16 protein-coding genes are annotated in these 25282 nt (G+C 58.2%); 2 read left to right on the top strand and 14 right to left on the bottom strand.

Annotation, left to right across the window (positions count from 1 at the left end):
* Positions 1–13 precede the first annotated feature (13 nt).
* The 5 genes from ADH66_RS01835 to ADH66_RS01815 form a co-directional block, all read right to left on the bottom strand.
* Positions 14–1705 carry a S1C family serine protease gene (locus ADH66_RS01835; RefSeq protein WP_066536422.1) on the bottom strand — a complete coding sequence of 564 codons (1692 nt, stop codon included), beginning with the start codon at positions 1703–1705 and terminating at the stop codon, positions 14–16.
* On the bottom strand, positions 1698–3260 hold the full coding sequence (locus ADH66_RS01830; protein ID WP_066536425.1) for a sensor histidine kinase: 1563 nt from the start codon (positions 3258–3260) through the stop codon (positions 1698–1700). Before ADH66_RS01830 ends, ADH66_RS01835 begins: the two co-directional genes overlap by 8 nt.
* A gap of 3 nt (positions 3261–3263) precedes the next feature.
* Positions 3264–3950, bottom strand: a complete 687-nt coding sequence (locus ADH66_RS01825) for a response regulator transcription factor (RefSeq protein WP_066536434.1) — start codon at positions 3948–3950, stop codon at positions 3264–3266.
* 121 nt (positions 3951–4071) lie between these two features.
* Positions 4072–4902 (bottom strand): hypothetical protein, encoded by an 831-nt coding sequence (locus ADH66_RS01820; protein ID WP_066536437.1) that lies wholly within the window; start codon positions 4900–4902, stop codon positions 4072–4074.
* Positions 4899–5441 carry an RNA polymerase sigma factor gene (locus ADH66_RS01815; RefSeq protein ID WP_084384286.1) on the bottom strand — a complete coding sequence of 181 codons (543 nt, stop codon included), beginning with the start codon at positions 5439–5441 and terminating at the stop codon, positions 4899–4901. Before ADH66_RS01815 ends, ADH66_RS01820 begins: the two co-directional genes overlap by 4 nt.
* Positions 5442–5632: 191 nt before the next feature.
* Here ADH66_RS01815 and ADH66_RS01810 point away from each other — a divergent pair, with 191 nt between their 5' ends.
* The gene (locus tag ADH66_RS01810; protein WP_066536442.1) at positions 5633–7231 is read left to right on the top strand and encodes a xylulokinase; all 1599 of its coding nucleotides are present in this window, start codon (positions 5633–5635) and stop codon (positions 7229–7231) included.
* Between the two features lie 46 nt (positions 7232–7277).
* On the opposite strand, the gene ADH66_RS01805 is transcribed toward ADH66_RS01810, so the two are convergent.
* The 3 genes from ADH66_RS01805 to ADH66_RS01795 form a co-directional block, all read right to left on the bottom strand.
* Positions 7278–7988, bottom strand: a complete 711-nt coding sequence (locus tag ADH66_RS01805; RefSeq protein ID WP_066536447.1) for an HAD family hydrolase — start codon at positions 7986–7988, stop codon at positions 7278–7280.
* Complete coding sequence (gene ileS, locus ADH66_RS01800) at positions 7985–11119, bottom strand: isoleucine--tRNA ligase (RefSeq protein ID WP_066536450.1); 3135 nt, start codon at positions 11117–11119, stop codon at positions 7985–7987. The genes ADH66_RS01805 and ileS overlap by 4 nt, the downstream gene beginning before the upstream one ends.
* A 389-nt stretch (positions 11120–11508) precedes the next feature.
* Complete coding sequence (locus ADH66_RS01795; protein WP_066536458.1) at positions 11509–12285, bottom strand: Cof-type HAD-IIB family hydrolase; 777 nt, start codon at positions 12283–12285, stop codon at positions 11509–11511.
* A gap of 54 nt (positions 12286–12339) precedes the next feature.
* Between ADH66_RS01795 and ADH66_RS01790 the strand changes: the two genes are divergently transcribed.
* On the top strand, positions 12340–13155 hold the full coding sequence (locus tag ADH66_RS01790) for a GNAT family N-acetyltransferase (RefSeq protein WP_066536460.1): 816 nt from the start codon (positions 12340–12342) through the stop codon (positions 13153–13155).
* Between the two features lie 52 nt (positions 13156–13207).
* Here ADH66_RS01790 and tuf read toward each other — a convergent pair whose 3' ends face one another.
* The 6 genes from tuf to rpoB all read right to left on the bottom strand — a co-directional run bounded on the left by tuf (position 13208) and on the right by rpoB (position 25239).
* Entirely contained in the window at positions 13208–14410 is a 1203-nt protein-coding gene (gene tuf / locus ADH66_RS01785) for an elongation factor Tu (protein WP_066536463.1), read from the bottom strand.
* 95 nt (positions 14411–14505) lie between these two features.
* Positions 14506–16602 carry an elongation factor G gene (gene fusA / locus ADH66_RS01780; RefSeq protein ID WP_066536466.1) on the bottom strand — a complete coding sequence of 699 codons (2097 nt, stop codon included), beginning with the start codon at positions 16600–16602 and terminating at the stop codon, positions 14506–14508.
* A 42-nt stretch (positions 16603–16644) separates the two neighbouring features.
* Positions 16645–17115 (bottom strand): 30S ribosomal protein S7, encoded by a 471-nt coding sequence (gene rpsG, locus ADH66_RS01775; RefSeq protein WP_066536469.1) that lies wholly within the window; start codon positions 17113–17115, stop codon positions 16645–16647.
* A gap of 145 nt (positions 17116–17260) precedes the next feature.
* Positions 17261–17683, bottom strand: a complete 423-nt coding sequence (gene rpsL, locus ADH66_RS01770; RefSeq protein ID WP_066536472.1) for a 30S ribosomal protein S12 — start codon at positions 17681–17683, stop codon at positions 17261–17263.
* A gap of 144 nt (positions 17684–17827) precedes the next feature.
* Positions 17828–21460, bottom strand: a complete 3633-nt coding sequence (gene rpoC / locus ADH66_RS01765; protein ID WP_084384287.1) for a DNA-directed RNA polymerase subunit beta' — start codon at positions 21458–21460, stop codon at positions 17828–17830.
* A gap of 41 nt (positions 21461–21501) precedes the next feature.
* On the bottom strand, positions 21502–25239 hold the full coding sequence (rpoB, locus tag ADH66_RS01760; RefSeq protein WP_066536473.1) for a DNA-directed RNA polymerase subunit beta: 3738 nt from the start codon (positions 25237–25239) through the stop codon (positions 21502–21504).
* Between the last annotated feature and the right edge of the window lie 43 nt (positions 25240–25282).

Here is a 25282-nt window from a genome sequence, read left to right as displayed (position 1 = left end):
CTTTGCTCAACTTTTAATCCTGGGTCTCGCCCTTATCCTCAAGGAGAGTTATCTCCACCTCCAGCTCTCTGCCCTTCTGGCCGAAGGTCTGGGCGGGCCGGTACAGGGTCAAGGTCACCTGGTCCCCGGGGGAGTAGCGCAGGAGCAGGTTCGACACGTCCCTAAGGCTCTCCACGGTCTCGCCCTCAATAGCAATTATAATGTCCCCGGGCTCCGCGTCGGTACCTATCAGACTACAGTCCTCGTTAAACTCGGTTATCTGGAGCCCCCGGGGGACGTTGTACATCTCCGACATGGCGGAGCCCACCTCACGGCACATGATGCCTAAGCGGGTGCGGCCCTTGATATATCCGCCGGAGAGCAGCTCGTTGATTATTGGCTGGGCCTTACTGACAGGTATGGCAAAGCCCATGCCCTCATAGCCCTCGGTGACTATTTTGGAGGAGTTTATACCCACCACCTGACCATACATATTCACCAGTGGCCCGCCGGAGTTGCCGGGGTTTATGGCCGCGTCGGTCTGGATATAGGTCATGCCCTCCTCGCTGTACTTGCCCACCTCACGGTCAAGGCCGGAGATTATCCCCCGGGTCAGGGAGCTTGAGAAGCGCGCGCCGCCGGGGTTGCCTATGGCCAGCACCCACTCCCCCACGGACAGCTCCTCCGCGTCTCCGAATTCTGCGGGGACAAAGTTGTGGTCGTTGGTCTTTAATACCGCCAAATCCGTAGTCCTGTCCACGCCCACCACCACAGCTTCATACTCCAGGCCGTCAAAGGTAGTCACAGTCACCTTGGCGGAGCGGGAGTTCAGCACCACATGGGAGTTGGTAATTATATACCCGTCGCTGGTGGCGATAATTCCGGTGCCGGTGCTCTCGCCGGTGCTGGCCCCCTCCTGGGTAAGCTTTGCGGAAACGGTGACCGTAGAGGTGACGACCCGGTTATATACCCCCTCTGCGTCCATGGTGGAGCCCGAGGGCCTGGGGCTTATGGCGATGCCGTCGGTATTGGGGGTCACGTCCACCTCCGGGTGGCTCTCCTCCTCTTCAGGAGGGGCAACGCCGAAGTCGGGGTCTTCGTCCTCCCAGGGCTCTGAGCCATCGTCATCGTCGGGCACCTCATAGCCGAAGAAGGGTTCCCTTTCCGGCGCTACGCTGGAATTGCCCACAGCCAGGGCAAAATATATCACCGCCGCAGATATACCCGCAAGGGCAAAAATGCCCGCTATAATGAGAAACACCTTGGCCCCTGTGGACATCCTCCTTTTCGCCGGGGCCTGGGCTGTATATGTGCCCTGGTACGGCGGATAGGGTGGCTGCGGCTGGTATACCTGCTGCGGGTACTGGTACTGCTGCACAGGCTGCTGTACCGGCTGCTGGGGCTGATATCCCTGGTACGGCTGGGGCTGGGGCGGGTACATTGGCTGTTGAAAAACCGGCTGCTGAACAGCAGACTGATATTCAGCATATCCAGGTTGTACCTGGGGCTGCTGATAGTACGAATACTCCGGCTGGGGCTGCCGGTATGGCTCGGGCGGCATGACCGGCTCCAGTGTCTCTGGCGGCATGGGCTCTATAGCTCCGTCAGGAGGCAATGAGGCTTCGACGGGTATCTGCATATCCTCTCCGTTCTCCCCCGGCTCCGTCTCTATCTGCACATTTTCCCTCTCAGGCTCCTCCGGGACGCCCTCTTTCCATTCACTCATCATCTTTACTCCTTTCGGTCTCCGGCTTTATATCCGGCTTTTTCTGCTTTTTGACCCTGGGCTCCCTTAGCTTCGGCGCGTTCTCTTTGGGCTTCTGCCCGGCCTCCTTCAGCCGCGGGGCCTCCTGGGGCTTTGGCACGTAGAACTCAAAGCGGCAGTATTGCCCCTGTACCGAGCTCACCTGAATATTGCCGCCGTGAAGCTGCAATATGGTCCTCACCAGATACAGCCCCAGGCCCATGCCGTTCTTGTCCCGGCTGCGGGATTTATCCCCCTTATAGAAGCGGTCGAAGACCATGGGCAGGTCCTCCGCCGCTATCCCCGGCCCGGTGTTCTCTATGGCCACCACGGTGCGGTCCACGCTGTCTATTATCTGCACACGGATAGTTCCGCCCTGATTGGTAAATTTTACCGCGTTCTCCACCAGATTATACACCACCTGGTGCAAAAGGTCCGGGTCGCCGTACACCTGCATTGGCGCGGCGTCCTCCAGGCCCGCTATCTCTATCCCCTTTTCGTCGATGCTCTGCTCAAAGGTCAAAAGGGTGTTCACCACAGTGTGGGTAATGTCAAAATGGCTTGGGTGTATCTTCATATCGCCGCTGTCTATCCTTGAAAGGTCCAGCATGGACTTCACAAGCCTAGAGAGCCGCTTGACCTCGTCGGAGACTATATGCAGATATTTGTCCTGCTCGTCCTGGGGTATGGTGCCGTCCAAAATGCCGTCTATAAAGCCGGCTATAGTGGTCATGGGGGTTTTCAGCTCGTGAGACACGTTGGCAATGAAGCTGCGGCGCATACCCTCGGAGTTTGTAAGGGAGTTTGCCATATTGTTGAAGGACATAGCCAGCTGCCCCATCTCGTCCTCGCTGGTGACAGGCACCCGCACGGAGAAGTCCCCCGCGCCAAAGCTCCTTGCCGCCGCAGACATCAGCCGGAGTGGACGCACCAGCCTATAGGCAAATATTCCCACCACGCAGAAGGTTATAAGCAGTGCCAGCCCCGCCGCCACAAGAAATATCTTGAAGGCCTCCAGCTGTATGACGTTCATGGACGCCGGACTGGTGGTGGCGAAGACCACCCCCACCTGGGGCCCGCCCTCCGTGGCAGCCATGGGCACGGCGATGATATAGTAGTTCTCCCTATAGAGCCCGTCAAAGCGTCCCCGGCCCTCATAGAGCCCCTGGGAGGCCTTCTCCACCAAGGGCGGCGGGGCCTTGTCTATACCCTCCACCCTGCTGCAGGCGTAACTGCCCAGCAGCACGTTGCCGTCAAGATCCGTGATGAAGATGTCCGCGTCTATGCTGGTGGAAAAGCTCTCCATAAACAGCATGAGCGCCTCCCCCTGCAGCTCGTACTTGCCCTCGGACTTCTCATGCAGAAACCGGCTGGCCGCCTGGGCGATGGAGGTGGCGTTCTGGGTCAGCAGCTCCTTTTTCTCCTGCCGCCAGTACCGGCCGAAGAAGACCAGGGTCACCGTCCCCAGCATGGTAAAGCTCAGGAAGATTATAGCCATGGTGATGGAGAGATAGCGTTTGAATATGCTCCTCTGCATAGGCTAGTCCTTCACCTCAAACTTATAGCCAACGCCCCAGACGGTCTTCAGGCTCCACTTTTCCGAAACCCCCTCCAGCTTCTCCCTAAGGCGTTTTATGTGCACGTCCACCGTGCGGCTGTCGCCGTAATAGTCAAAGCCCCATACCTCGTCAAGAAGCTGGTCCCTGGTAAAGACCCTGTTGGGGTTGGAGGCCAGGTGATAGATAAGCTCCATCTCCTTGGGCGGGGTATCTATCTGCACGCCCTTCACCTTCAGCTCATAGTTTGTAAGATTTATCACCAGGTTCTCATATGAGACCTCCTTGTTGTCCAGTCTGTCGCCGCCCTTGCCGCTCCGGCGCAGCACGGCGTTTATTCTGGCGATGACCTCCTTGGTCTCAAAGGGCTTCACCACATAGTCGTCGGCCCCCAGCTCCAGCCCCAGGACCTTGTCGAACACCTCGCCCTTGGCGGTCAGCATGATTATGGGGCAGGAGGATTTTTTGCGTATCTCCCGGCAGACCTGCCAGCCGTCAAGGCCGGGGAGCATTATGTCCAGAAGCATAAGGTCCGGGGAGAAGCTGTCGAACTTTTTAAGCGCGCTCTCCCCGTCGTTGGAGATGGCCGCCTCAAAGCCCTCCTTCTCGATATAGAGTCGCAGAAGCTCACATATATTGGTATCGTCGTCAACGATCAGAATTTTCGCCATAAAAGCACCTCTCATAATATGTTCTTTTATATTTTAACCCAGAACTGTGGCAAAAGCAAGAAAAACAGGTTAATAAAACGTGAATAAAAAGGCCGCCCCACAAAAGGACGGCCTTTTTATCTCATTCGCCTTCAGCCGCGCCGTACCTGTCAAAATGAGATACCCCATTTCCATTAAGGCTCCTGGCCTGGCCCGCAATAAAGCTGACCTCTATCTCGTCGATAGCCTGATACCCGAACCCCACCTCATTGCCGCTGCTGTCGATAAGGGGTTTCGCCTGCTTTATCTCAAGCACAATGGTCCTATAGCCGTTAAGCTGGTATTTCAGAGAAACCTTGTTCCCCTCGTTGCTCCGGCTGAGCCGCACCACCGAGTCCGCGTTGTCCCCGGAGACCCTGATGTCAAACTGGTCCAGGTCCAGTTCCTCCGGCTCCATCACCGGGGTGATAGTCATTTCTATGGTCACGGTGTCCTCCGCCCCATAGCTTACCGAAGCGACGGCCACGGAAACCTTCTGGCTGTCGTCCTCCAGGACAAAGGCAGCGCCGCCGCTTACCGCCGGGCTCCCGCCGCTCTCCGGGGCCGCAGCGTCCCCGGCGCTCCTGGGCCCCAGGCCGAAGTCCAGGCTTTTAATGAGCCATGGCCCCCAATTAACCGCCACCACCAGCACAAGGCAAGCCGCAAAGGCCCAGCCCGCCCAGTCCCTCCAGCGATGGTGCACCACCACCGGCACCTCTACGAACTCCGGTTCCTCCTTTTTACTCTGCCCCGCTGTGTTCCTGCGGCGCGGGTGCTTTACGGTAAGCTCCGGCAGCTCCAGCCTTGGGGAGGGCTTCAGCCCCAGATTCTCAAGGGCCCTGCTGAGTATGGCGTCCTCGTCCACGTCTATGGGCTCAATATCCCGAAGCTCATCGGGAAAAGCCTGGTTTATCAGCTTGTCTATCTCGCTCATATAGGACAGTCCTCCTTTAACAATATTTTTCTCAGCTTCTCTCGGCCCCGAGCCAGCCGGCTCTTAATGGCCGAGGAGTTTTTATCCATCTCCCTGGCAATCTGCTGCACCGGCTGGTGCCAAAAATAATGTCTTAGGAATATCTCCCGATCGACGGGCTCCAGTCCGTCGACCGCCTCCCGCACCTGCCGTATGCGCTCCCGCTTCTCGGCTTGGGTGGCGGGGGTCCTGTCAAAGACCAGGTTTTCCTCCAGCGGCACGGTGCTGACACTCTTCTGCCTTCTTCTAAGGCTTGCGTTGCGCACAACTATGGCCAGCCAATATTTCAGGTCGCTGTCATCCCTGAGCTTACCCGCGTTGGCCCAAAGGGCCACGAACGCGTCCGCGGTCAGTTCCTCGATGTCCTGCCTTGCGCAGTCGTCTCCAAGGGTCTTCTTCACCACCGCCGCCACGTACCCGGAATAGCGGCGTATGGCCGTCTCCAGGGCCGCCTGGTCCCGGTCCCTCAGACGCGTGAGTATCTCGTAATCTCCGCGCATAGCTTCGCTCCTTTCTTCATATTCTACCTATAAGAATACATAAAACAGCGCTTTGGTTGCAGGTTTTCAAAAATATTTTTAAAAAACTTCAAAAAATTTTTCCTGGGCCTTGCGAAGCGGCCCCCAAGGGTATATGATTATTATATAATACTTGTCAGGTCGGCGCAAGGAAATTTTCAGGAGGACATAATATGACAACAACTCAAATCGCTGAAGCTATAACCGCCGGGAAGACCGCCCTTGGCATAGAGCTGGGCTCCACCCGGATAAAGGCCGTGCTTATCGGTCCGGAGCACTCCCCTATCGCCTCCGGGTCCTACGACTGGGAGAACCGATTGGAAAATGGCATATGGACCTACCGCTTAGAGGACGCTGTCGCAGGCATACAGAGTGCCTACAAGGCCCTTGCGGAGGACGCAAGGGCGAAATACGGCACAGAGCTGCGCACCCTGGGCGCTCTTGGCGTCTCGGCCATGATGCACGGCTATCTGCCCCTTGACAGAGAGGGCAGGCAGCTTGCGGAGTTCCGCACCTGGCGCAATACCGTCACCGAAGAGGAGGCCGCCCTGCTGACAGAGCGCTTCAGGTTCAACATCCCCCAGCGCTGGAGCATCGCCCACTTGTACCGGGCCATAAGGCTCCGCGAGGGCCATATACAAGAGCTCGCCCACTTGACTACTCTGGCCGGATACATACACTGGCGGCTCACCGGGCAGCACAGCATGGGCGTGGGCGAGGCCGCGGGTATGTTCCCCATTGACAGCGTGGCCTGTGACTTTGACGTAAATATGCTCGACAGCTTTGATGAGATACTTGCGGAGAATAATATTCCCTGGCGGCTGCGGGACGTGCTGCCAAAGGTCCTGCCCGCCGGGGCCAATGCGGGTACCCTCACCGAGGACGGCGCAAGGCTCCTGGACCCCAGCGGACTTTTGCGGGCCGGCCTCCCTGTCTGTCCTCCCGAGGGGGACGCAGGCACCGGCATGGTGGCCACAAACAGCGTGGCCCCGCGCACCGGGAACGTGTCGGCGGGCACCTCCATCTTCGCCATGGTGGTGCTGGAGAAGCCCCTCGGAAGGGTCTACCCGGAGCTTGACATGGTCACCACTCCTGCCGGGGACCCAGTGGCCATGGTGCACTGCAATACCTGCACCTCGGACCTGGACGCGTGGGTATCACTTTTTGGCCAGCTTCTGGACAGGGCCGGAACAAAGCTCCCAAAGCCCCAGCTTTACGATATGCTCTATAACGCGGCCCTCTCCGGGTCCCCGGACTGCGGCGGGGTCACCGCCTATAACTGCTACTCCGGCGAGCCTGTGATAGGGCTTCCCGAGGGGCGGCCCCTTGTAATGCGCCAGCCGGAAATCCCCCTGTCCCTGGGCGACTTTATGCGTGCCCAGCTCTACGCCGCCATGGCCCCACTGAAGCTGGGGATGGACCTGCTCCTTGATAAGGAACACGCGGCCCTCGACCGCCTTACCGGCCACGGCGGGCTGTTCAAGACCCCCATGGTGGGCCAGCGGCTCATGGCCGGGGCCTTGGGCGTGCCTGTCACCGTCATGGAGACCGCCGGTGAGGGAGGCCCCTGGGGCATGGCGATCCTCGCCATGTACAGCGCAAAGAGCGGTGGCCTGACCCTGTCGGAGTACCTGGGACAAAAAGTTTTTGCCGGGGCTAATGGCTCAACAGCCGACCCCCAGCCGGAGGACAAAGAGGGCTTTAGGGCTTTCCTAAGACGTTATACCGCCGGCCTGCCGGTGGAAAAGCTGGCGGGGGAGACGAGGTTTTAAGGTAATATGACAAAAGCGGGACTGCGCCGAGCAGTCCCGCTTTTTGTTAATTATCTAACAGTTCAACTATCTCCGTTAATGTGCCAATTTTATGCTCCGGCGGGCCTATATGGTCTGGCACAGCCATATACGGGTTCACCGGCCTCCAGATGACCGGCATATCCGCCGCGTGGGCGCAGAGTATGTCAAAGGGATGGTCGCCCACATACACGCTGTCCCCAGGGGCAGCTCCCAGCTGTTCACAGGCCAGCTCAAGGATAGCCGGGTCGGGCTTATACAGGCCCACCTCCTCGGAGATGACTACGCTCCCGAAGAACTTATCCAGACCTAGCTCCGCAAGCTTTGCCCGTACCTTGGGGGTGTTATTACTCACGATACCCAGCTTCAGACCCCGGGACTTCAGTCGTTCAAGTGTCTCCACCGCCCCGGGGACAAGCTCATACTCCATAAAGTATTTGTGCATGAACACGTCCCGAAGCCCCTCCAAGGCCTCCTCCGGCAGGCCTAAAGCCTCCCTGTAGATCCCGAAAATATTTTGCAGATACTCCTCGTCGGGCATACGAACGCCGGTCTCGTTCTCCTTTTGTATCTGCTCTCCCTGCCAGAGCTCGCTCTTGGCATAGGACCGTTCTACGTCCTCAAATGCCAGTTCCGGCAAGAACTGCTTAGCAGTCTCGTAAACCTTCTCCGGGATAGAGGGACGTTTCATCAGGAGTGTATTGTCAATGTCAAAGAGCACACATTTTGGTGCTTTCATTGTACCTTCTCTACACCCAGCGTGGTCTTCTCGCCGTTGATGTCCCACTCTGCCGTGTACCCGCAGAGCTCCCCGCACAGTAGCACGTCGCCCAGCACATCGCCCAGAATCTCCTTCTGGTGCTCCTTCAATATATTCTCGACCTTGGCGCTGCCCTTATGGCTCACCCTGATATGGTCGGTGACATAGAAGCCCGCGTCCTTGCGCATGGACTGGAGCTTTGAGACTATCTCCCTGACAAAGCCCTCCTCAATGAGCTCCTCTGTAAGGGCGGTGTCCAGCACCACCGTAAGGCCCCGGTCCGATTCGGAGGTATAGCCCTCCTTCTGGCTGGTCTCTATGAGCAGTTCCTCCGGGGTAAGGCTTATCTCTCCATCGGGCAGGGTAAGGGACAGCACGCCCTCAGAGTCCAGCTGTCTCTTGGCGGCGTTTCCGTCCAGCTCAGACAGGGCCTGCCGGAGGGAGCCTATGCGCTTTCCGTACTTCTGGCCCAGTATGCGTAGCTGGGGCTTGAAGCTGTAGGAGGTGAGCTCCGACATATCAGAGAGGAACTCTATCTCCTTCACGTTCAGCTCCTGGCGGATTATCTCCTGATACAGCCCCCCGAGCCCCGCGTCCGCATCGGTGAAGAGCTTTGAAAGAGGCTGGCGGTTCTTGATATTGGCCTGATTTCTGGCCGCCCGGCCCAGGGTCACCACACGCAGCACCTCGTCCATATCGCTCTCAAGCTTTCCATCTACGCGGCTCTCGTCGCACACAGGGAAAGCGCAAAGGTGCACGCTCTCCGGAGCGCTCTCGTCCACTGAGCACACCAGATTCCTATAGATATCCTCACTCATAAACGGTGCCATGGGGGCCAAGAGCTTCGCCACGGTCACCAGCGCCGTGTATAGAGTCATATAGGCGGCGGTCTTGTCCCCGGCCTCCCCCTGAACCCAGAAGCGTTCACGGCTGCGGCGCACGTACCAGTTTGAGAGCTCCTCCACAAAGTCCTGCAAGGTCCTGGCGGTCTCCGGCACCCTATAGGCGGCTAAATGTCCGTCCACGGCCTTCACCGTGCTGTTGAGCCGGGAGAGCAGCCAGCGGTCCATCACTGTCAGCGGGCAGTCCTCAAGGCTGTACTTGGTGGGATCGAACTCGTCGATATTGGCGTACAGCACAAAGAAGGAATAGGTGTTCCAGAGGGTGGAGAAAAACTTTTTCTGGCCTTCTACAACCGTCTTTTTGCTGAAATTCTTGGGCAGCCACGGAGCCGAGCAGGTATAGAAAAACCACCTAAGGCTGTCCGCGCCAAAGTCGGAGAGGGCCTCCATGGGCTCCACGGCGTTGCCCTTGGACTTACTCATCTTCTTGCCCTCCTCGTCCTGCACAAGGCCCTGGACCAGCACGTTCTTATAGGGGGCCTTGTCAAAAAGCAGGGTGGAGATGGCCAAAAGGGAGTAGAACCATCCTCTGGTCTGGTCCACGGCCTCGCTTATGAAGTCGGCGGGGAACTGCCGCTCAAAGAGCTCCTTATTCTCAAAGGGGTAGTGCTGCTGGGCAAAGGGCATTGCCCCGGAGTCAAACCAGCAGTCTATCACCTCGGGCACCCTGTGCATCTGTTTGCCGCAGTGAGGGCAGGTTATGGTGACCTCGTCCACATAGGGCCTGTGCAGCTCGATGTTCTCCGGGCAGTTGGGGGACAGTTCCCGAAGCTCCGCTATGCTGCCCACGGCGTGCCTGTGCCCGCACTCGCACTCCCAGATATTCAGCGGCGTGCCCCAGTACCTGTTGCGGCTGACGGCCCAATCCTGAAGGTTCTCCAGCCAGTCTCCGAAGCGGCCCTTGCCTATGCTCTCAGGCAGCCAGTTTACGGTGTTATTGTTCGCTATTAGCCGGTCCTTCACCTTGGTCATCTCGATGTACCAGCTCTCCCGGGCGTAGTAGATAAGGGGCGTGTCACAGCGCCAGCAGAAGGGATAGCTGTGCTCGAACCTGGGCGCGGAGAACAGCAGGCCCCTTGTTTCAAGGTCCACTAAGATCTCCTTGTCCGCGTCCTTGCAAAACATACCGGGCCACTTGGTCTCGGCGGTCATCTGGCCCTTCTGGTCCACCAGCTGCACCAGGGGCAGGCCGTACCTGCGGCCCACCTTGGCGTCGTCCTCGCCGAAGGCCGGGGCAATGTGCACTATGCCGGTGCCGTCGGTAAGGGTCACATAGTCGTCGCAGACAATGTACCAGCATTTTTCCTTGGGGCTCACAAAGTCAAAGAGTGGCTCGTACTCCTTGTTCTCAAGCTCCGCGCCCTTGTACCGCTCCAGCACCGTATATCCGTCCTCTCCCAGCACCGTGTCGCACAGCGCCTCGGCCAGGTAATACACCTCCGTCTTGTCATCTTTCGTATAAGAGACCTTCACATAATCTTCATTGGCATTGACACACAGCGCTACGTTGGAGGGCAGTGTCCAGGGCGTGGTGGTCCAGGCCAGGATAAACGCCTCCTCACCTCTGCACCTGAACTTGGCTATAGCCGAGCGCTCCTTCACGTCCTTATAGCCCTGGGCCACCTCGTGGGAGGAAAGGGGCGTGCCGCAGCGGGGGCAGTACGGTACTATCTTAAAGCCCTTATACAGAAGCCCCCTGTCAAATATCTGCTTTAGGGCCCACCATTCGCTTTCTATAAAGCTGTTGTCATAGGTGACATAGGGGTGCTCCATATCCGCCCAGAAGCCCACGGCCTTGGAGAAATCCTCCCACATACCCTTATACTTCCACACGCTCTCCTTGCACTTGTCAATAAAAGGGGCTATGCCGTACTCCTCTATCTGGTCCTTGCCGTTGATGTGCAGGAGCTTTTCCACCTCCAGCTCCACCGGCAGCCCGTGGGTGTCCCAGCCGGCCTTGCGGAGCACCTGCTCCCCCTTCATGGTATGATACCGGGGGAACATATCCTTAAAGGCCCGGGTCTCCAAATGCCCGATATGGGGCTTGCCGTTGGCCGTGGGCGGGCCGTCGTAGAAGGTGTAAAGGGGCGCGCCCTCCCGCTGCTCTACGCTCTTTTCAAAGATACGGTTCTCCGACCAGAACCTTTCCGTCTCCTTCTCCCTCTCCACGAAGTTCATGTTCGCGGAGACCTCCCTGTACTTGCTCATTATCAATCTTCCTTTCAAAAAAATAAACCCCCGCCCCGAAACGGGACGAAGGGAACCTTCGCTGTACCACCCATTTACGCTATCCATCAATAGCTCCCCGGTAACGGCGGGGACCGTCCTCGCTTAATGGAAACTTCACCGCAGGTAAATGTTTTTTCACCGTCAGGTGAACGTCTTGTTCGGCTGGCAACTTCGGGAGGGATGCAAAGCTCAGCTTCGGCGCCGGTTCGCACCACCCACCGGCTCTCTGGGGCCCACACTCAGCCTGCCTGTCTCCGTCAACGTCTTTCCCGGGTATTATAGCATATCGGATTTTGAAAGTCAAGGGAAATCACTGGTATTCTGCCGGTTTGCGCCCCTTATAACGAAATTATATCAACCCCTGTCACTCAGGTCAACACATTCCCCCAGATCCAGCGCGCCACTCCCTCCTCCTCGTTACTCCCGCAGACCTCGTCCGCCGCTGCCTTCACCTCCGGCAGTGCGTTCCCAACCGCCACGCCCACTCCACAGGCGGTCAGCATCTCGATATCGTTCACGTCGTCCCCAAAGGCGGCTATCTCGCCAAGCCCCACCCCATACCGCTCCGCCAGCAGCCTTATGCCGTTCAGCTTTGTGGCCTGCCGGTTCATCACCATGAGCAGGGTGCCCTCGGACATCTGCATATACAGGTCCTCGGGTATGTACCTTTCGTACTCCCTCTCCCAGCCCTCCGGCTGGATATTCTCTGAGGAAATGAGTATCTTCTCCACCTGCCGCCCGCCGGTCTCGTGAAAGTCCCTGGTGTAGCCGTAGTCGCTCCCCCAGTCCCCCAGGCTCTCCGGGGGTATATTGCTGTAGAGATAGTCCTCCATCTCCACTGACAGCTGCGTCTCAGGCTTGTCCCTAAGTATGGCCCGCACTATATCCAGCGCGCCGTCTATCTTATACGCCCGCAGGCTCTCCCCGCCCGCTGTCACCACTGCCCCGTTGAAGAACACCGCCCCGTCATATCTCAGCCAGGGCATGGCCTTACGCACCGCTCTGGTGGGCCGTGCCGTGGCTATCACAAAGGGTACTCCACTAGCATGAAGCTTCTCCAGGGTCCCAGCGGTGTAAGGAGAGATGGTCTTGTCGTCTCTCAGCAGTGTGCGGTCCAGGTCTGTCACTATCATTTTTATTGCCATTTTAGTCACCCCGTGGTATAATGTAAAAAATTATAATTGGAGGGAGTATATCATATGCTGAAGGTATTGTCAAATACAGCGGAATATATTGATTTTGCCGATGAGATAAACAGCTCATCTGACTTCAGTCTTCCCGTCTATTCCAGCGCAGAGGAGCTTAACCAAAGGCTGCTTGACGCGCCGAAGCAGCACAACAAGCTGGTGCTGGGGTACTATGAAGATGGGACCATCATGGGGTTGTTCGTGTTACTTGTGGAGGAACAGGACAGGTATCTCGAGATGCTTATGCCTCTGTCCCGAAGCGCCACGGCCTATGGAGCGCTGCTGGCTTTTCTTAAGGAACGGTATCCGGGCTGGCAGTGTGATTTTGTCTATAACCCCGGCAACTACCTGCTTCACAGCCTTTTGAAGGAAAATGCCGCGGAGTTCGATACCGAACAGCAGAAAATGGTGCTTACAGGTGGCGCCGCCTATACAGACGACAGCCGGATAGTGCTTTACAGCCCCAAATATAGGGACGGCTACACCGCCATACACTCCACCGACGTGTACTGGACGGCTGAGCGGGTCCTGGAGGCCCCCGAACGGTTCCGGGTCATACTAGCCCTTGAAGCCGGCGAGGTGGTGGGTTATATCGATGTCACCCACAACTACGACGAGAACGAGCCCTTCGACGTGTTCGTGAAGGAGAGCCACCGCCGCAGGGGTTACGCCAGGGCAATGCTCACGAAAGCTATCGAACTGAACCGGCCCAAGGCTATGATGCTTACGGTGAACGTAGACAACGCCCCGGCCATTTCGCTGTACGAATCCCTGGGCTTTGAGAGGGTGGAGGGACAGAATAATATCACGGCCCATCTGACTCTTTGAAACCGGCATAAAATGAAAGGAGACTCCCTTCCGGGAGCCTCCTGTTTTTATCTTAGGAATTGATAGCGGTAACAACGCCGGAGCCAACGGTACGGCCACCCTCGCGGATAGCGAAGCGCAGGCCCTCCTCGATGGCGATGGGGGTGATGAGCTCAACGTCCATCACAACGTTGTCGCCGGGCATGCACATCTCGGTGCCCTCGGGCAGGGAGATAACGCCGGTAACGTCAGTGGTGCGGAAGTAGAACTGGGGACGGTAGTTGTTGAAGAAGGGGGTATGACGGCCGCCCTCGTCCTTGGTCAGCACGTAAACCTGACCCTTGAACTTGGTGTGGGGATGGATGGAGCCGGGCTTGGACAGAACCTGGCCGCGCTCGATCTCATTGCGCTGCACACCGCGGAGCAGAACGCCCACGTTGTCGCCAGCCTCGGCGTAATCCAGGGTCTTGCGGAACATCTCGATGCCGGTGACGACCACCTTGCGGGTCTCCTCGGTCAGACCGACAAGCTCGACCTCCTCGCTCATCTTCAGCTGTCCGCGCTCCACACGGCCGGTGGCAACGGTGCCGCGGCCGGTGATGGTCATAACGTCCTCAACGGGCATCAGGAAGGGCAGGTCGGACTTGCGCTCGGGGGTGGGGATATAGCTGTCGACCGCGTTCATCAGCTCCAGAATGGAAGCATAGACCGGGTCGTTGGGGTCGGTGCTGCTGCTCTCCAGAGCCTGCAGGGCGGAACCCTTGATGAAGGGGATATCGTCGCCGGGGAACTCGTACTCGCTGAGCATCTCGCGGACTTCCATCTCCACCAGCTCCAGCAGCTCCTCGTCGTCCACCTGGTCGACCTTGTTCATGAACACCACGATGCTGGGCACACCCACCTGACGGGCCAGCAGGATGTGCTCGCGGGTCTGGGGCATGGGGCCGTCGGCGGCGGAAACCACCAGGATAGCGCCGTCCATCTGAGCAGCGCCGGTGATCATGTTCTTGACGTAGTCGGCGTGGCCGGGGCAGTCCACGTGGGCATAGTGGCGTGCGTCGGTCTGATACTCAACGTGTGCGGTGTTGATGGTGATGCCGCGCTCGCGCTCCTCGGGAGCCTTGTCGATGTTGGCGTAATCCATAAAGTCGGCGTCGCCCTTCATAGCCAGCACCTTGGTGATGGCGGCGGTCAGGGTGGTCTTGCCATGGTCAACGTGGCCGATGGTGCCGATGTTTACATGGGGTTTGTTGCGTTCAAATTTTGCCTTAGCCATTGGGAAATTGCCTCCTTGCAATATAAAATATACCGTACATACCTTGCTTTACATTTTACCAGCATTGGCCGGAAAAAGCAAGGATAATTTATGATTTATTCGGACTTTTTGCCGCGGTCGCTAATTATCTTCTCGGAGATATTCTTTGGCACCTCGGCATAGTGGGCGGGCTCCATAGTGTACTGGCCCCGGCCCTGGGTGCGGGAGCGCATATCGGTGGCATAGCCGAACATCTCGGAAAGGGGCACTTCGGAGTTCACCTGCTGTGCGCCCGGAAGAGCGTCCATGCCTAAAATCATGCCGCGCCGGGAGTTCAGGTCGCCGATAACGTCGCCCATATACTCCTCGGGGGTGATGACCGTGACCTTCATAATGGGCTCCATGAGCACCGGGTCCGCCTTGCGCATGGCCTCCTTAAAGGCCATGGAACCGGCAATCTTAAACGCCATCTCAGAGGAGTCCACCTCGTGATAGGAGCCGTCGTACAGGGTGACCTTCACGTCCACCACGTTGTAACCGGCCAGAACACCGGCCAGCATAGCGCCCTGTATACCCTGGTCAACAGCGGGAATATACTCCTTGGGAATAGAGCCGCCGACCACAGCGTTGACAAACTCATAGCCCCCTGCGGGATTGGGCTCAATGCGGATCTTGACGTGGCCGTACTGACCCTTACCGCCGGACTGCCTGGCGTACTTGGTATCGCTCTCGGAGTTCTTGCGGATGGTCTCCTTATAGGCCACCTGGGGCTTGCCCACGTTTGCCTCCACCTTGAACTCGCGGAGCAGCCGGTCCACGATGATCTCCAGGTGCAGCTCGCCCATGCCGGCGATAATAGTCTGGCCTGTCTCCTCGTCAGTATACGCCTTAAAGGTGGGGTCCTCCTCGGCAAGCTTAGAGAGGGCTATGCCCATCTTCTCCTGGCCGGCCTTGGTCTTGGGCTCTATTGCCACACGGATAACCGGGTCCGGGAACTCCATGGACTCCAGTATGACCGGATGCTTCTCGTCGCAGAGGGTGTCGCCTGTGGTGGTGTTCTTCAGACCCACAGCGGCGGCGATATCGCCGGCGTAAACACGGTCAATGTCCTTGCGGTCGTTGGCGTGCATCTGCACTATGCGGCCCATGCGCTCGTTATTATCCTTGACGGAGTTATAAACGGTAGCGCCCGCCTCCACGGAGCCGGAGTATACGCGGAAGAAGCAGAGCTTGCCCACGTAGGGATCCGTGGCGATCTTGAACGCCAGGGCGGAGAAGGGCTCCTCGTCTGAAGAATGCCTTACGACCTCCTCCTCGGTGTCGGGGTTGGTGCCCTTAATGGCGGGCACGTCGGTGGGAGCGGGCATATAGTCGACGATAGCGTCCAAAAGCTTCTGCACGCCCTTATTGCGGTAGGAGGTGCCGCAGGTCACAGGGACCATGTGGTTGGCGATAGTGGCCTTGCGGATGCAGTCCTTTATCTCGTCGATGGTGAGCTCCTCGCCCTCAAGGTATTTCTCCATGAGAGCGTCGTCCAGCTCCGCCACGTGCTCCACCATCTCGCCGTGGTATTTCTCTGCAAGCTCCCTCATGTCCTCGGGGATCTCCTCCTCGCGGATATCCTTGCCCAGATCGTCATAGTACACATAGGCCTTCATGTTCACCAGGTCAATAATGCCCTTGAAGGTGTCCTCCGCGCCGATAGGCAGCTGTATCGGGACAGCGTTGCACTTGAGCCTGTCCTTCATCATCTGCACCACGCGGTAGAAGTCCGCGCCCATGATGTCCATTTTGTTCACATACGCCATTCTGGGAACCTTATACTCGTCCGCCTGGCGCCATACTGTCTCTGACTGGGGTTCAACGCCGCCCTTGGCACAGAACACCGTCACCGAACCGTCCAGCACACGGAGGGACCGCTGCACCTCAACGGTGAAGTCCACGTGGCCGGGGGTGTCGATGATGTTTATGCGGTTCTGTTTGCCGTTGCGGTCCGGCCAAAAGCAGGTGGTAGCGGCGGAGGTAATGGTGATGCCGCGCTCCTGCTCCTGGGCCATCCAGTCCATGGTGGCGGCACCCTCATGGGTCTCGCCTATCTTGTAGTTCACGCCTGTATAAAACAGGATACGCTCTGTTGTGGTAGTCTTACCGGCGTCGATGTGAGCCATGATGCCGATGTTCCTGGTTAATTCCAGTGGTACCTGCCTGGCCATAAATACGTTGTTTCCTCCTTATATCCTATAGGTTTGAGCCCATCACCAGCGATAATGCGCGAAAGCCCTGTTTGCCTCCGCCATGCGGTGGGTGTCGTCGCGCTTCTTGGCCGCGCCGCCCGCGCCGTTGATAGCGTCCAGTATCTCGCCGGCTAGTCTCTCGCGCATGGTGCGCTCGTTGCGGGTGCGTGCAAAGGCTGTCAGCCAGCGCAGTCCTAAGGTCTGCCTGCGCTCGGGACGCACCTCCATGGGCACCTGATATGTGGAGCCGCCTACACGGCGAGACTTACACTCGAGACTCGGCATGACGTTCTCCATGGCCTGCTCAAAGACCTCCAAGGGCTCCTTGCCGGTCTTCTCCTGGACGATGTCAAAAGCGCCGTACACAATCTTCTGTGCAACGCCCTTCTTGCCGTCCAGCATTACGCTGTTGATAAGGCGCGTGACCAGCTTGGAGTTATACATAGGGTCCGGCAAAACATCACGCTTTGCCACATTGCCTCTTCTTGGCATAATCTTCCCTCCTTCATAAAATGAATTCATCGGTACTCGAAGGTATTTATCATACTTCCGGTCAGCTAAAAGGCAATTTACTAAGACCCCAGGGCAAAAAGCCCTTTAATCTATATAAATTAAGCCAATAGCTTAGATATTTCTCTTACTTCTTGCCGGCCTTGGGACGCTTCGCGCCGTACTTCGAGCGGGCCTGCATACGCTTTGCCACGCCCTGGGTATCCAGAACGCCGCGGATGATGTGGTAACGCACGCCGGGCAGGTCGCGCACACGGCCGCCGCGAATCATCACCACGCTGTGCTCCTGCAGGTTATGTCCCACGCCGGGGATATAGCAGAGCACCTCGATGCCGTTGGAGAGCCTGACACGGGCGATCTTCCGCAGAGCTGAGTTCGGCTTCTTGGGTGTACGAGTGGTAACCGTCGTGCACACGCCGCGCTTCTGGGGAGAATCCTGGTCGATGGCCGCGCGCTTCTTGGAGTTCCATCCCTTCAAAAGCGCGGGAGCCTTGGACTTCTTAATGGCATCGGACCTGCCGTTTTTAACCAGCTGGTTAAAGGTTGGCATTCAGCTGCACCTCCTTCTTTAAAAATTTTTATATATGCGAAAGCAGTATTCCGTTGAAATACCGCAGAACGCCTGTAAAACCGGGCCCTTTTGGCCTATCCTGCTGATTATAGCACCAGCGCGCCGCCCTTGTCAAGCTTTTTCTCACACGACCTCGGGAGCGGGCTCCTGGGGCTCGCCCATAGGCGGGAATACGGTCTCCTTCAGAAGCATATCCTCGGCCAGCTCCTCCAGGCCATCGCCGTACAGCTCCTCCCGCGGCTCCGAGGTGGACTCCACCTCCACGTCGCCGTACATTTTCAGGCCTGTGCCCGCGGGCACCAGCTTGCCTATAATGACGTTCTCCTTCAAGCCCACCAGCGGATCCACCTTGCCCTTTATGGCGGCGTCCGTCAGAACCCTTGTGGTCTCCTGGAAGGAGGCCGCCGAAAGGAAGGAGTCCGTAGCCAGAGACGCCTTTGTAATGCCCAAAAGTATCGGCGTATAGGTGGCCTCTCTCAGCTCTGTCTCGCCCAGGGCTATCCTGCGGCGGATATCCTCGTTTGCGGTGAGCACCTCGTTCTTGTCGGCCAGGGAGGCCACCAGCAGCCCCGTGTTCCCCGCGTCGTCTATGCGCACCTTTCTGAGCATCTGGCGCACGATTATCTCTATATGCTTGTCGTTGATGTCCACGCCCTGCATACGGTAGGTGCGCTGTACCTCCTGTATCAGGTAGTTCTGGACCTCCTCAACTCCGCTTATGGCCAGCACGTCGTGGGGGCTCACGGATCCCTCGGTGATGTGCTTGCCCCGCTTGATATACTCCCCTTCTTTTACGGTCACCCTGGAGCCGAAGGGGATAAGATAAGAGCGGCTCTCGCCGGTCTCGTCGTTTGTCACCACCACATGGTGGTTGCGCTTTATCTCCTCAAAGCTCACCTGTCCGTCCAGCTCGTTTATAATGGCCACGTGCTTGGGCTTTCTGCCCTCAAAGAGCTCGTCGATTCGGGGAAGGCCCTGGGTGATGTCCTCGGCGCTGGCAACGCCGCCGGTATGGAAGGTACGCATGGTAAGCTGGGTGCCGGGTTCGCCTATGGACTGGGCGGCGATAATGCCCACAGCCTCGCCCACCTGCACGGGCTTGCCCGTGGCCAGAGACGCGCCGTAACAGCGCTTGCACACGCCGTTATGGGCCCGGCAGCTGAGGACCGTGCGTATCTTGATGCGCTCGGTGCCCCGGTCAATTATGGTGTCGGCGTCCTTGTCGTCCATGAGCTTGTCATGGGAGACCAGCACATTGCCGTCCTCATCACAGTAGTCCTCCACAAGATATCTGCCTACCAGCCGCTCCTTCAAGGGCTCGATAGACTCCGGTCCGGACTTTATCTCAAAGACCTCTATGCCCTCGTGGGTGCCGCAGTCCTCCTCCCGGATGACCACCTCCTGGGAAACGTCCACCAGACGGCGCGTTAGATAACCTGAGTCGGCTGTACGCAGAGCAGTGTCCGTGGTGCCCTTCCTGGCCCCGCGGGAGGAGATGAAGTATTCCAAAACGTTGAGCCCCTCCCGGTAGTTGGAGCGGATGGGTATCTCTATGGTCTTACCGGCGGTGTTGGAGATATTGCCGCGCATACCGGCCAGCTGGTTCAGGTTGGAGATACTGCCTCTGGCGCCGGAGTCCGCCATCATGTAGATGGGGTTATACTTGTCAAGGCCCTTCTGCAACGCGGAGGCCACGTCCCTTGTGCACTTGTCCCAGACCTTTAAGACGGCCTCATAACGCTCGCGCTCTGAGAGGAAACCCTCGCTGTACTCCTCGGCTATCTCGTTGACCTCCTCCTGGGCCGCGTCCACCAGTTCCTTCTTCGCCTCCGGTATGGTGGCGTCGCAGACGGCAACGGTTATGCCGCTTATGGTGGAATACTTATAGCCCTGGGCCTTTATCTCGTCCAGCACCTCGGCGGAGCGCTCGGTGCCATGTACCTTTATGCAGCGCTCGATAATGGCCTTGAGCTGCTTTGAACCCACCAGGAAGTCCACCTCGAACTGCAAAGCGCCCTCCGGGGTGGTGCGGTCCACATAGCCCAGGTCCTGTGGTATGGGCCGGTTGAATATCATGCGGCCCATGGTGGTGTCCACAAGGCCGGTGACCTTCTCTCCTTTATACTCCACTGTGCGGCGCACCTTTATCTTTGCGTGCAGGCCTATCACCTTCGCGTCATAGGCCATCATGGCCTCCTCCATATTGCGGAAGACCTTGCCCTCCCCGGGCTCGCCCGCCTTCTCAAGGGTCAGGTAATAGGAGCCCAGCACCATATCCTGGGTGGGCACCGTAACAGGCCGCCCGTCCGAGGGCTTTAAGAGGTTGTTGGCCGCCAGCATCAGGAACCTGGCCTCTGCCTGTGCCTCTGCCGACAGGGGCACGTGCACGGCCATCTGGTCGCCGTCGAAGTCCGCGTTATAGGCCGTGCAGACCAGCGGGTGCAGCTTTAATGCCCTGCCCTCCACCAGCACCGGCTCGAAGGCCTGTATGCCCAGCCTGTGCAGGGTGGGCGCGCGGTTCAGAAGCACCGGGTGGTTCTTTATCACCACTTCAAGCGCGTCCCAGACCTCGGACTTGGCCCGCTCAACGGACTTCCTGGCGGCCTTTATATTGTTCACAATGCCTGTCTCCACAAGGCGCTTCATAACGAAGGGCTTGAAGAGCTCCAGCGCCATCTCCTTCGGCAGGCCGCACTGGTACATCTTAAGCTCCGGCCCCACCACGATAACGGAGCGCCCCGAGTAGTCCACGCGCTTTCCCAAGAGGTTCTGCCTAAAGCGCCCCTGCTTGCCCTTGAGCATATCTGACAGGGACTTTAAGGGACGGTTATTGGGGCCGGTCACGGGCCTGCCCCGCCGGCCGTTGTCTATCAGCGCGTCCACGGCCTCCTGGAGCATACGCTTCTCGTTGCGCACTATAATGTCCGGCGCGCCCAGCTCCAGAAGCCTTTTCAGGCGGTTGTTCCTGTTAATGACCCTTCTGTACAGGTCGTTGAGGTCGCTGGTGGCAAAGCGCCCGCCGTCCAGCTGCACCATGGGCCGTATGTCCGGCGGGATAACCGGCACCACGTCCAGTATCATCCACTCCGGCCGGTTGCCCGAAACCCGGAAGGACTCCACCACCTCCAGGCGCTTTAATATCCTCATGCGCTTTTGCCCGCTGGCGGCCTCCAGTTCCTCCCGAAGCTCCACCGAGAGCTTCTCCGGGTCTATCTCCGAGAGCAGCTCCTTTATGGCCTCCGCGCCCATGCTGGCCTTGAAATCGTCCTCATACTTCTCCTGCAGGTCCCTATACTCCTTCTCGGTAAGGGTCTGCATCTTCGTCAGCTCCCGCACGTCCCCCGGGTCGGTGACGATATAAAGGGCAAAGTAAAGCACCTTCTCCAGGATCCTCGGGGAGATGTCCAGTATCAGCCCCATGCGGCTGGGTATACCCTTAAAGTACCAGATATGGGACACCGGGGCTGCCAGCTCGATATGGCCCATGCGTTCCCTTCTAACCTTGCTCCTTGTAACCTCCACGCCGCAGCGGTCGCATATCTTGCCCTTATAGCGTATGCGCTTATACTTGCCGCAGTGGCACTCCCAGTCCTTTGTGGGCCCGAATATTCTCTCGCAAAAGAGGCCGTCCCGTTCGGGTTTCAGGGTGCGGTAGTTGATAGTCTCGGGCTTTTTGACCTCGCCGTGGGACCACTCCCGGATCTTGTCGGGGGAAGCAAGGCCTATCTTTATAGACTCAAATGTGTTGAATTCCATAGCTGCCATCCTCTTCCTTTCCAGTTACAGTAAACGCCAGGTCAAAAATCCTCGCCCTCATCGCCGTCGTCCAGGCCGAAGTCCTCGTCAAGGTCGTCGTCCTCCTCGTCTCCGAAATCCTCGTCCTCGTCTTCGTCCTCAAGGAAGTTGCCGTCCTCGTCCTCCTGATAGTAACCCTCAAGGTCGTCGGCCACGTTCTCCTCGTCGAAGTTTCCTCCCCGGGACAGGCCCATATCATCGTCGTCGAAGGTCTGCTTCAAATCTATCTCCTGGTCGTCCGCGTCCAGCACCTTCACGTCAAGCCCCAGGGACTGCAATTCCTTAATAAGCACCTTAAAGCTCTCGGGTATGCCGGGGGTGGGGATGTTCTGGCCCTTCACTATGGATTCATAGGTCTTCACCCTGCCCACCACGTCGTCGGATTTCACCGTCAGTATCTCCTGCAGGGTATAGGCCGCGCCATAGGCCTCCAGGGCCCAGACCTCCATCTCGCCGAAGCGCTGGCCGCCAAACTGGGCCTTGCCGCCCAAAGGCTGCTGGGTCACCAGGGAATAGGGGCCCGTGCTCCTGGCGTGTATCTTATCGTCCACCAGATGGTGCAGCTTTAAATAGTACATATAGCCCACCGTCACCGGGTTGTCAAAATATTCGCCTGTACGCCCGTCCCGAAGGTAGAACTTGCCGTCCTCGTGCATTCCGCTCATGCGGAAGCACTCCCGGATGTCCGCCTCCTGGGCCCCGTCAAACACAGGAGTCATTATCTTCCAGCCCAGAGCGTGGGCCGCCATGCCCAGATGGACCTCCAGTACCTGTCCGATATTCATTCGGCTGGGCACGCCCAGGGGGTTCAGCACAATGTCCAGGGGCGTGCCGTCAGGCAGGAAGGGCATCTCCTCTTCGGGCAGTATCCTTGACACAACGCCCTTATTGCCGTGCCGTCCCGCCATCTTGTCGCCCACGGAGATCTTGCGCTTCTGGGCGATATAGCAGCGCACCACCTTGTTTACTCCCGGGGAGAGTTCGTCGTGGCTGTTCTCCCTGGTGAACACCTTAACGTCCACCACCACGCCGTACTCGCCGTGGGGCACTCTCAAAGAGGTGTCCCGCACCTCTCTGGCCTTTTCACCGAATATGGCTCTGAGCAGCCGCTCCTCGGCGGTAAGCTCCGTCTCGCCTTTTGGCGTAACCTTGCCCACCAGGATATCCCCGGCGCGCACGTCCGCCCCTATGCGGATAATGCCCCTATCGTCCAGGTCCCCCAAAAGCTCGTTGTTGGCGTTGGGGATGTCCCTGGTGATCTCCTCGGGACCAAGCTTCGTGTCCCGGGCCTCCATCTCGTACTCCTCTATATGGATAGACGTGTAAACGTCGTCGCGTACTATCTTCTCATTGAGGAGCACCGCGTCCTCGTAGTTATAGCCCTCCCAGGTCATGAAGCCTATAAGCGCATTCTTGCCCAGGGCTATCTCGCCATTCCTTATGCCGGGCCCGTCGGCTATGACAGAGCCCTCCTCGACCCGCTCTCCCACGTTCACCACCGGCACCTGGTTTATGCAGGTGCTCTGGTTAGAGGGCATGAACTTGATTATCTCATAGTCGTCTGTATCGCCGTTATCGGCGGTCACCCGCACCAGGTCCGCGGAGACGGACTTCACAACGCCGCCCCTTCTGGCCAGCACGCACACGCCGGAGTCTACCCCCGCCTTATACTCCATGCCGGTGCCCACTATGGGCCCTTCGGTCCTGAGAAGGGGCACGGCCTGACGCTGCATGTTGGAGCCCATCATGGCCCGGTTGGCGTCGTCATGCTCCAAAAAGGGAATCATTGCCGTAGCCACGGAGACCACCATCCTGGGGGTGATGTCCATATAGTCGGCCCGGGCCGCGTCCACGTCCACGAACTCGTCCCTGTACCGGCCCACCACGCGGCTGTTTACAAAGTGCCCCTCCTGGTCCAACGGCTCGTTGGCCTGGGCCACAACGTAGTTGTCCTCCACGTCGGCGGTCATATACTCCACCTCGTCGGTGACCCTGCCGGTGGCCTTGTCCACCTTGCGGTAGGGGGCCTCTATAAAGCCGTACTCGTTTATCTTCGCGAAGCTGGCAAGATAGGATATCAGGCCGATGTTTGGGCCCTCCGGGGTTTCCAGGGGGCACATGCGCCCATAGTGGGTGTAGTGCACGTCACGTACCTCGAAGCTGGCCCGGTCCCTTGAAAGGCCGCCGGGGCCCAAGGCGGAAAGCCTGCGCTTATGGGTGAGCTCCGCCAGGGGGTTCGTCTGGTCCATGAACTGCGAAAGGGGCGACGAGCCGAAGAACTCCTTTATGGCCGCCACCACCGGCCGGATGTTTATAAGGGAGTGGGGGGTCAGCTGCTCCAAATCCTGGGCCTGCAGGGTCATGCGCTCGCGGATGACTCTCTCAAGACGGGAGAAGCCTATCCTGAACTGGTTCTGCAAAAGCTCGCCCACGCAGCGGATGCGCCGGTTGCTCAGATGGTCTATATCGTCCGTAAGCCCCAATCCCTGGGCCAGGCAGTTCATGTAGTTTATGCTGGCGAAAATATCCTCCACCGTGATAATGTTGGGTATCAGCTCCGGCTTGCGCTTTTTAAGGGCGGACTTGAGCTTCCTCTCGTCCTCTCCGCACTCCTCCAGTATCTCCCTTAGTACCGGGTAGCTTACGCGCTCGTTTATGCCGCAGGAGAGCAGCGTCTCCCTGTCTAGGGACACGTATTTTGTGATATCCACCATGCCGTTGGAAATTATCTTGACCTCCCTGCCCTCCACCGAGACCACAGCCTCTGTAACCCCCGCGTCGTCCAGCCGCCGGGCAAGCTCCTTTGAAACGGTCACCCCCGCCTCGGCCAGCACCTCGCCGGTATATGGGTCCGCGATGGGCTGGGAGAGAGTCTGGCCGTTGATGCGTCCCTCAAGGCGCAGCTTCTTGTTATACTTATAGCGGCCCACCCTGCTCATATCGTACCGCCTGGGGTCGAAGAACAGGGAGTTTATATGGGCCTGGGCGCTCTCTATGGTGGGCGGCTCGCTGGGGCGCAGCTTGCGGTATATCTCAAAGAGGCCCTCCTCCATGGAGTGGCAGGTGTCCTTCTCCATGGTGGCCCGGATACGGTCGTCGTCCCCGAAGAAGTCCAGAAGCTGCTGGTCCGTCCCAAGCCCCAGACAGCGGGCAAACACCGTAATCGGTATCTTCCTGTTCTTGTCTATGCGCACGTAAAGCACGTCGTTCACGTCGTTCTCATACTCCAGCCAGGCACCCCTGTTGGGTATTATGGTGGAGCTGAAGAGCTCCTTGCCCGAGCGGTCGTAATCCATCTTGAAATACACGCCCGGGGAGCGCACCAGCTGGGAGACGATAACGCGCTCCGCTCCGTTTATCACAAAGGTGCCGCTCTGGGTCATCAGGGGGAAGTCTCCCATAAATACCTCTGAGACCTTTATCTCCCCGGTTTCCTTATTCAATAGCCGCGCGGTCACCCGCAGGGCCGCGGAATAGGTGGCGTCCCGCTCCTTACACTCAGTCACGCTGTAGTTGGGCGTCTCGTCCAGCTTGTAGTCCACAAAATCCAGCACCAGGTTGTTATTAAAGTCAGTGATTCCCGACACATCCTGAAACACCTCACGCAGGCCTTCGTTCAAAAACCATTCATAGGAATTTTTCTGGATCTCTATAAGGTTGGGCATTTTCAAGACTTCCTCGATCTTGCCAAAGCTCATCCGCTTGGTTTTACCCAGCTGGACCGGTTTAACATTCACCATTAGGCACAGCCACTCCTATCCTTAAAAATATACAAAAAATCGG

This window comes from Acutalibacter muris (assembly GCF_002201475.1).
GTDB classification, from domain to species: Bacteria; Bacillota; Clostridia; order Oscillospirales; family Acutalibacteraceae; genus Acutalibacter; species Acutalibacter muris.
This window is presented reverse-complemented; position numbering and strand designations above follow the sequence as displayed.

Coding starts and splice junctions, on each gene's coding strand:
- ADH66_RS01835 (WP_066536422.1), bottom strand. CDS start 1,705: ATGAGTGAATGGAAAGAGGGCGTCCCGGAGGAGCCTGAGAGGGAAAAT.
- ADH66_RS01830 (WP_066536425.1), bottom strand. CDS start 3,260: ATGCAGAGGAGCATATTCAAACGCTATCTCTCCATCACCATGGCTATA.
- ADH66_RS01825 (WP_066536434.1), bottom strand. CDS start 3,950: ATGGCGAAAATTCTGATCGTTGACGACGATACCAATATATGTGAGCTT.
- ADH66_RS01820 (WP_066536437.1), bottom strand. CDS start 4,902: ATGAGCGAGATAGACAAGCTGATAAACCAGGCTTTTCCCGATGAGCTT.
- ADH66_RS01815 (WP_084384286.1), bottom strand. CDS start 5,441: ATGCGCGGAGATTACGAGATACTCACGCGTCTGAGGGACCGGGACCAG.
- ADH66_RS01810 (WP_066536442.1), top strand. CDS start 5,633: ATGACAACAACTCAAATCGCTGAAGCTATAACCGCCGGGAAGACCGCC.
- ADH66_RS01805 (WP_066536447.1), bottom strand. CDS start 7,988: ATGAAAGCACCAAAATGTGTGCTCTTTGACATTGACAATACACTCCTG.
- ileS (WP_066536450.1), bottom strand. CDS start 11,119: ATGAGCAAGTACAGGGAGGTCTCCGCGAACATGAACTTCGTGGAGAGG.
- ADH66_RS01795 (WP_066536458.1), bottom strand. CDS start 12,285: ATGGCAATAAAAATGATAGTGACAGACCTGGACCGCACACTGCTGAGA.
- ADH66_RS01790 (WP_066536460.1), top strand. CDS start 12,340: ATGCTGAAGGTATTGTCAAATACAGCGGAATATATTGATTTTGCCGAT.
- tuf (WP_066536463.1), bottom strand. CDS start 14,410: ATGGCTAAGGCAAAATTTGAACGCAACAAACCCCATGTAAACATCGGC.
- fusA (WP_066536466.1), bottom strand. CDS start 16,602: ATGGCCAGGCAGGTACCACTGGAATTAACCAGGAACATCGGCATCATG.
- rpsG (WP_066536469.1), bottom strand. CDS start 17,115: ATGCCAAGAAGAGGCAATGTGGCAAAGCGTGATGTTTTGCCGGACCCT.
- rpsL (WP_066536472.1), bottom strand. CDS start 17,683: ATGCCAACCTTTAACCAGCTGGTTAAAAACGGCAGGTCCGATGCCATT.
- rpoC (WP_084384287.1), bottom strand. CDS start 21,460: ATGGAATTCAACACATTTGAGTCTATAAAGATAGGCCTTGCTTCCCCC.
- rpoB (WP_066536473.1), bottom strand. CDS start 25,239: ATGGTGAATGTTAAACCGGTCCAGCTGGGTAAAACCAAGCGGATGAGC.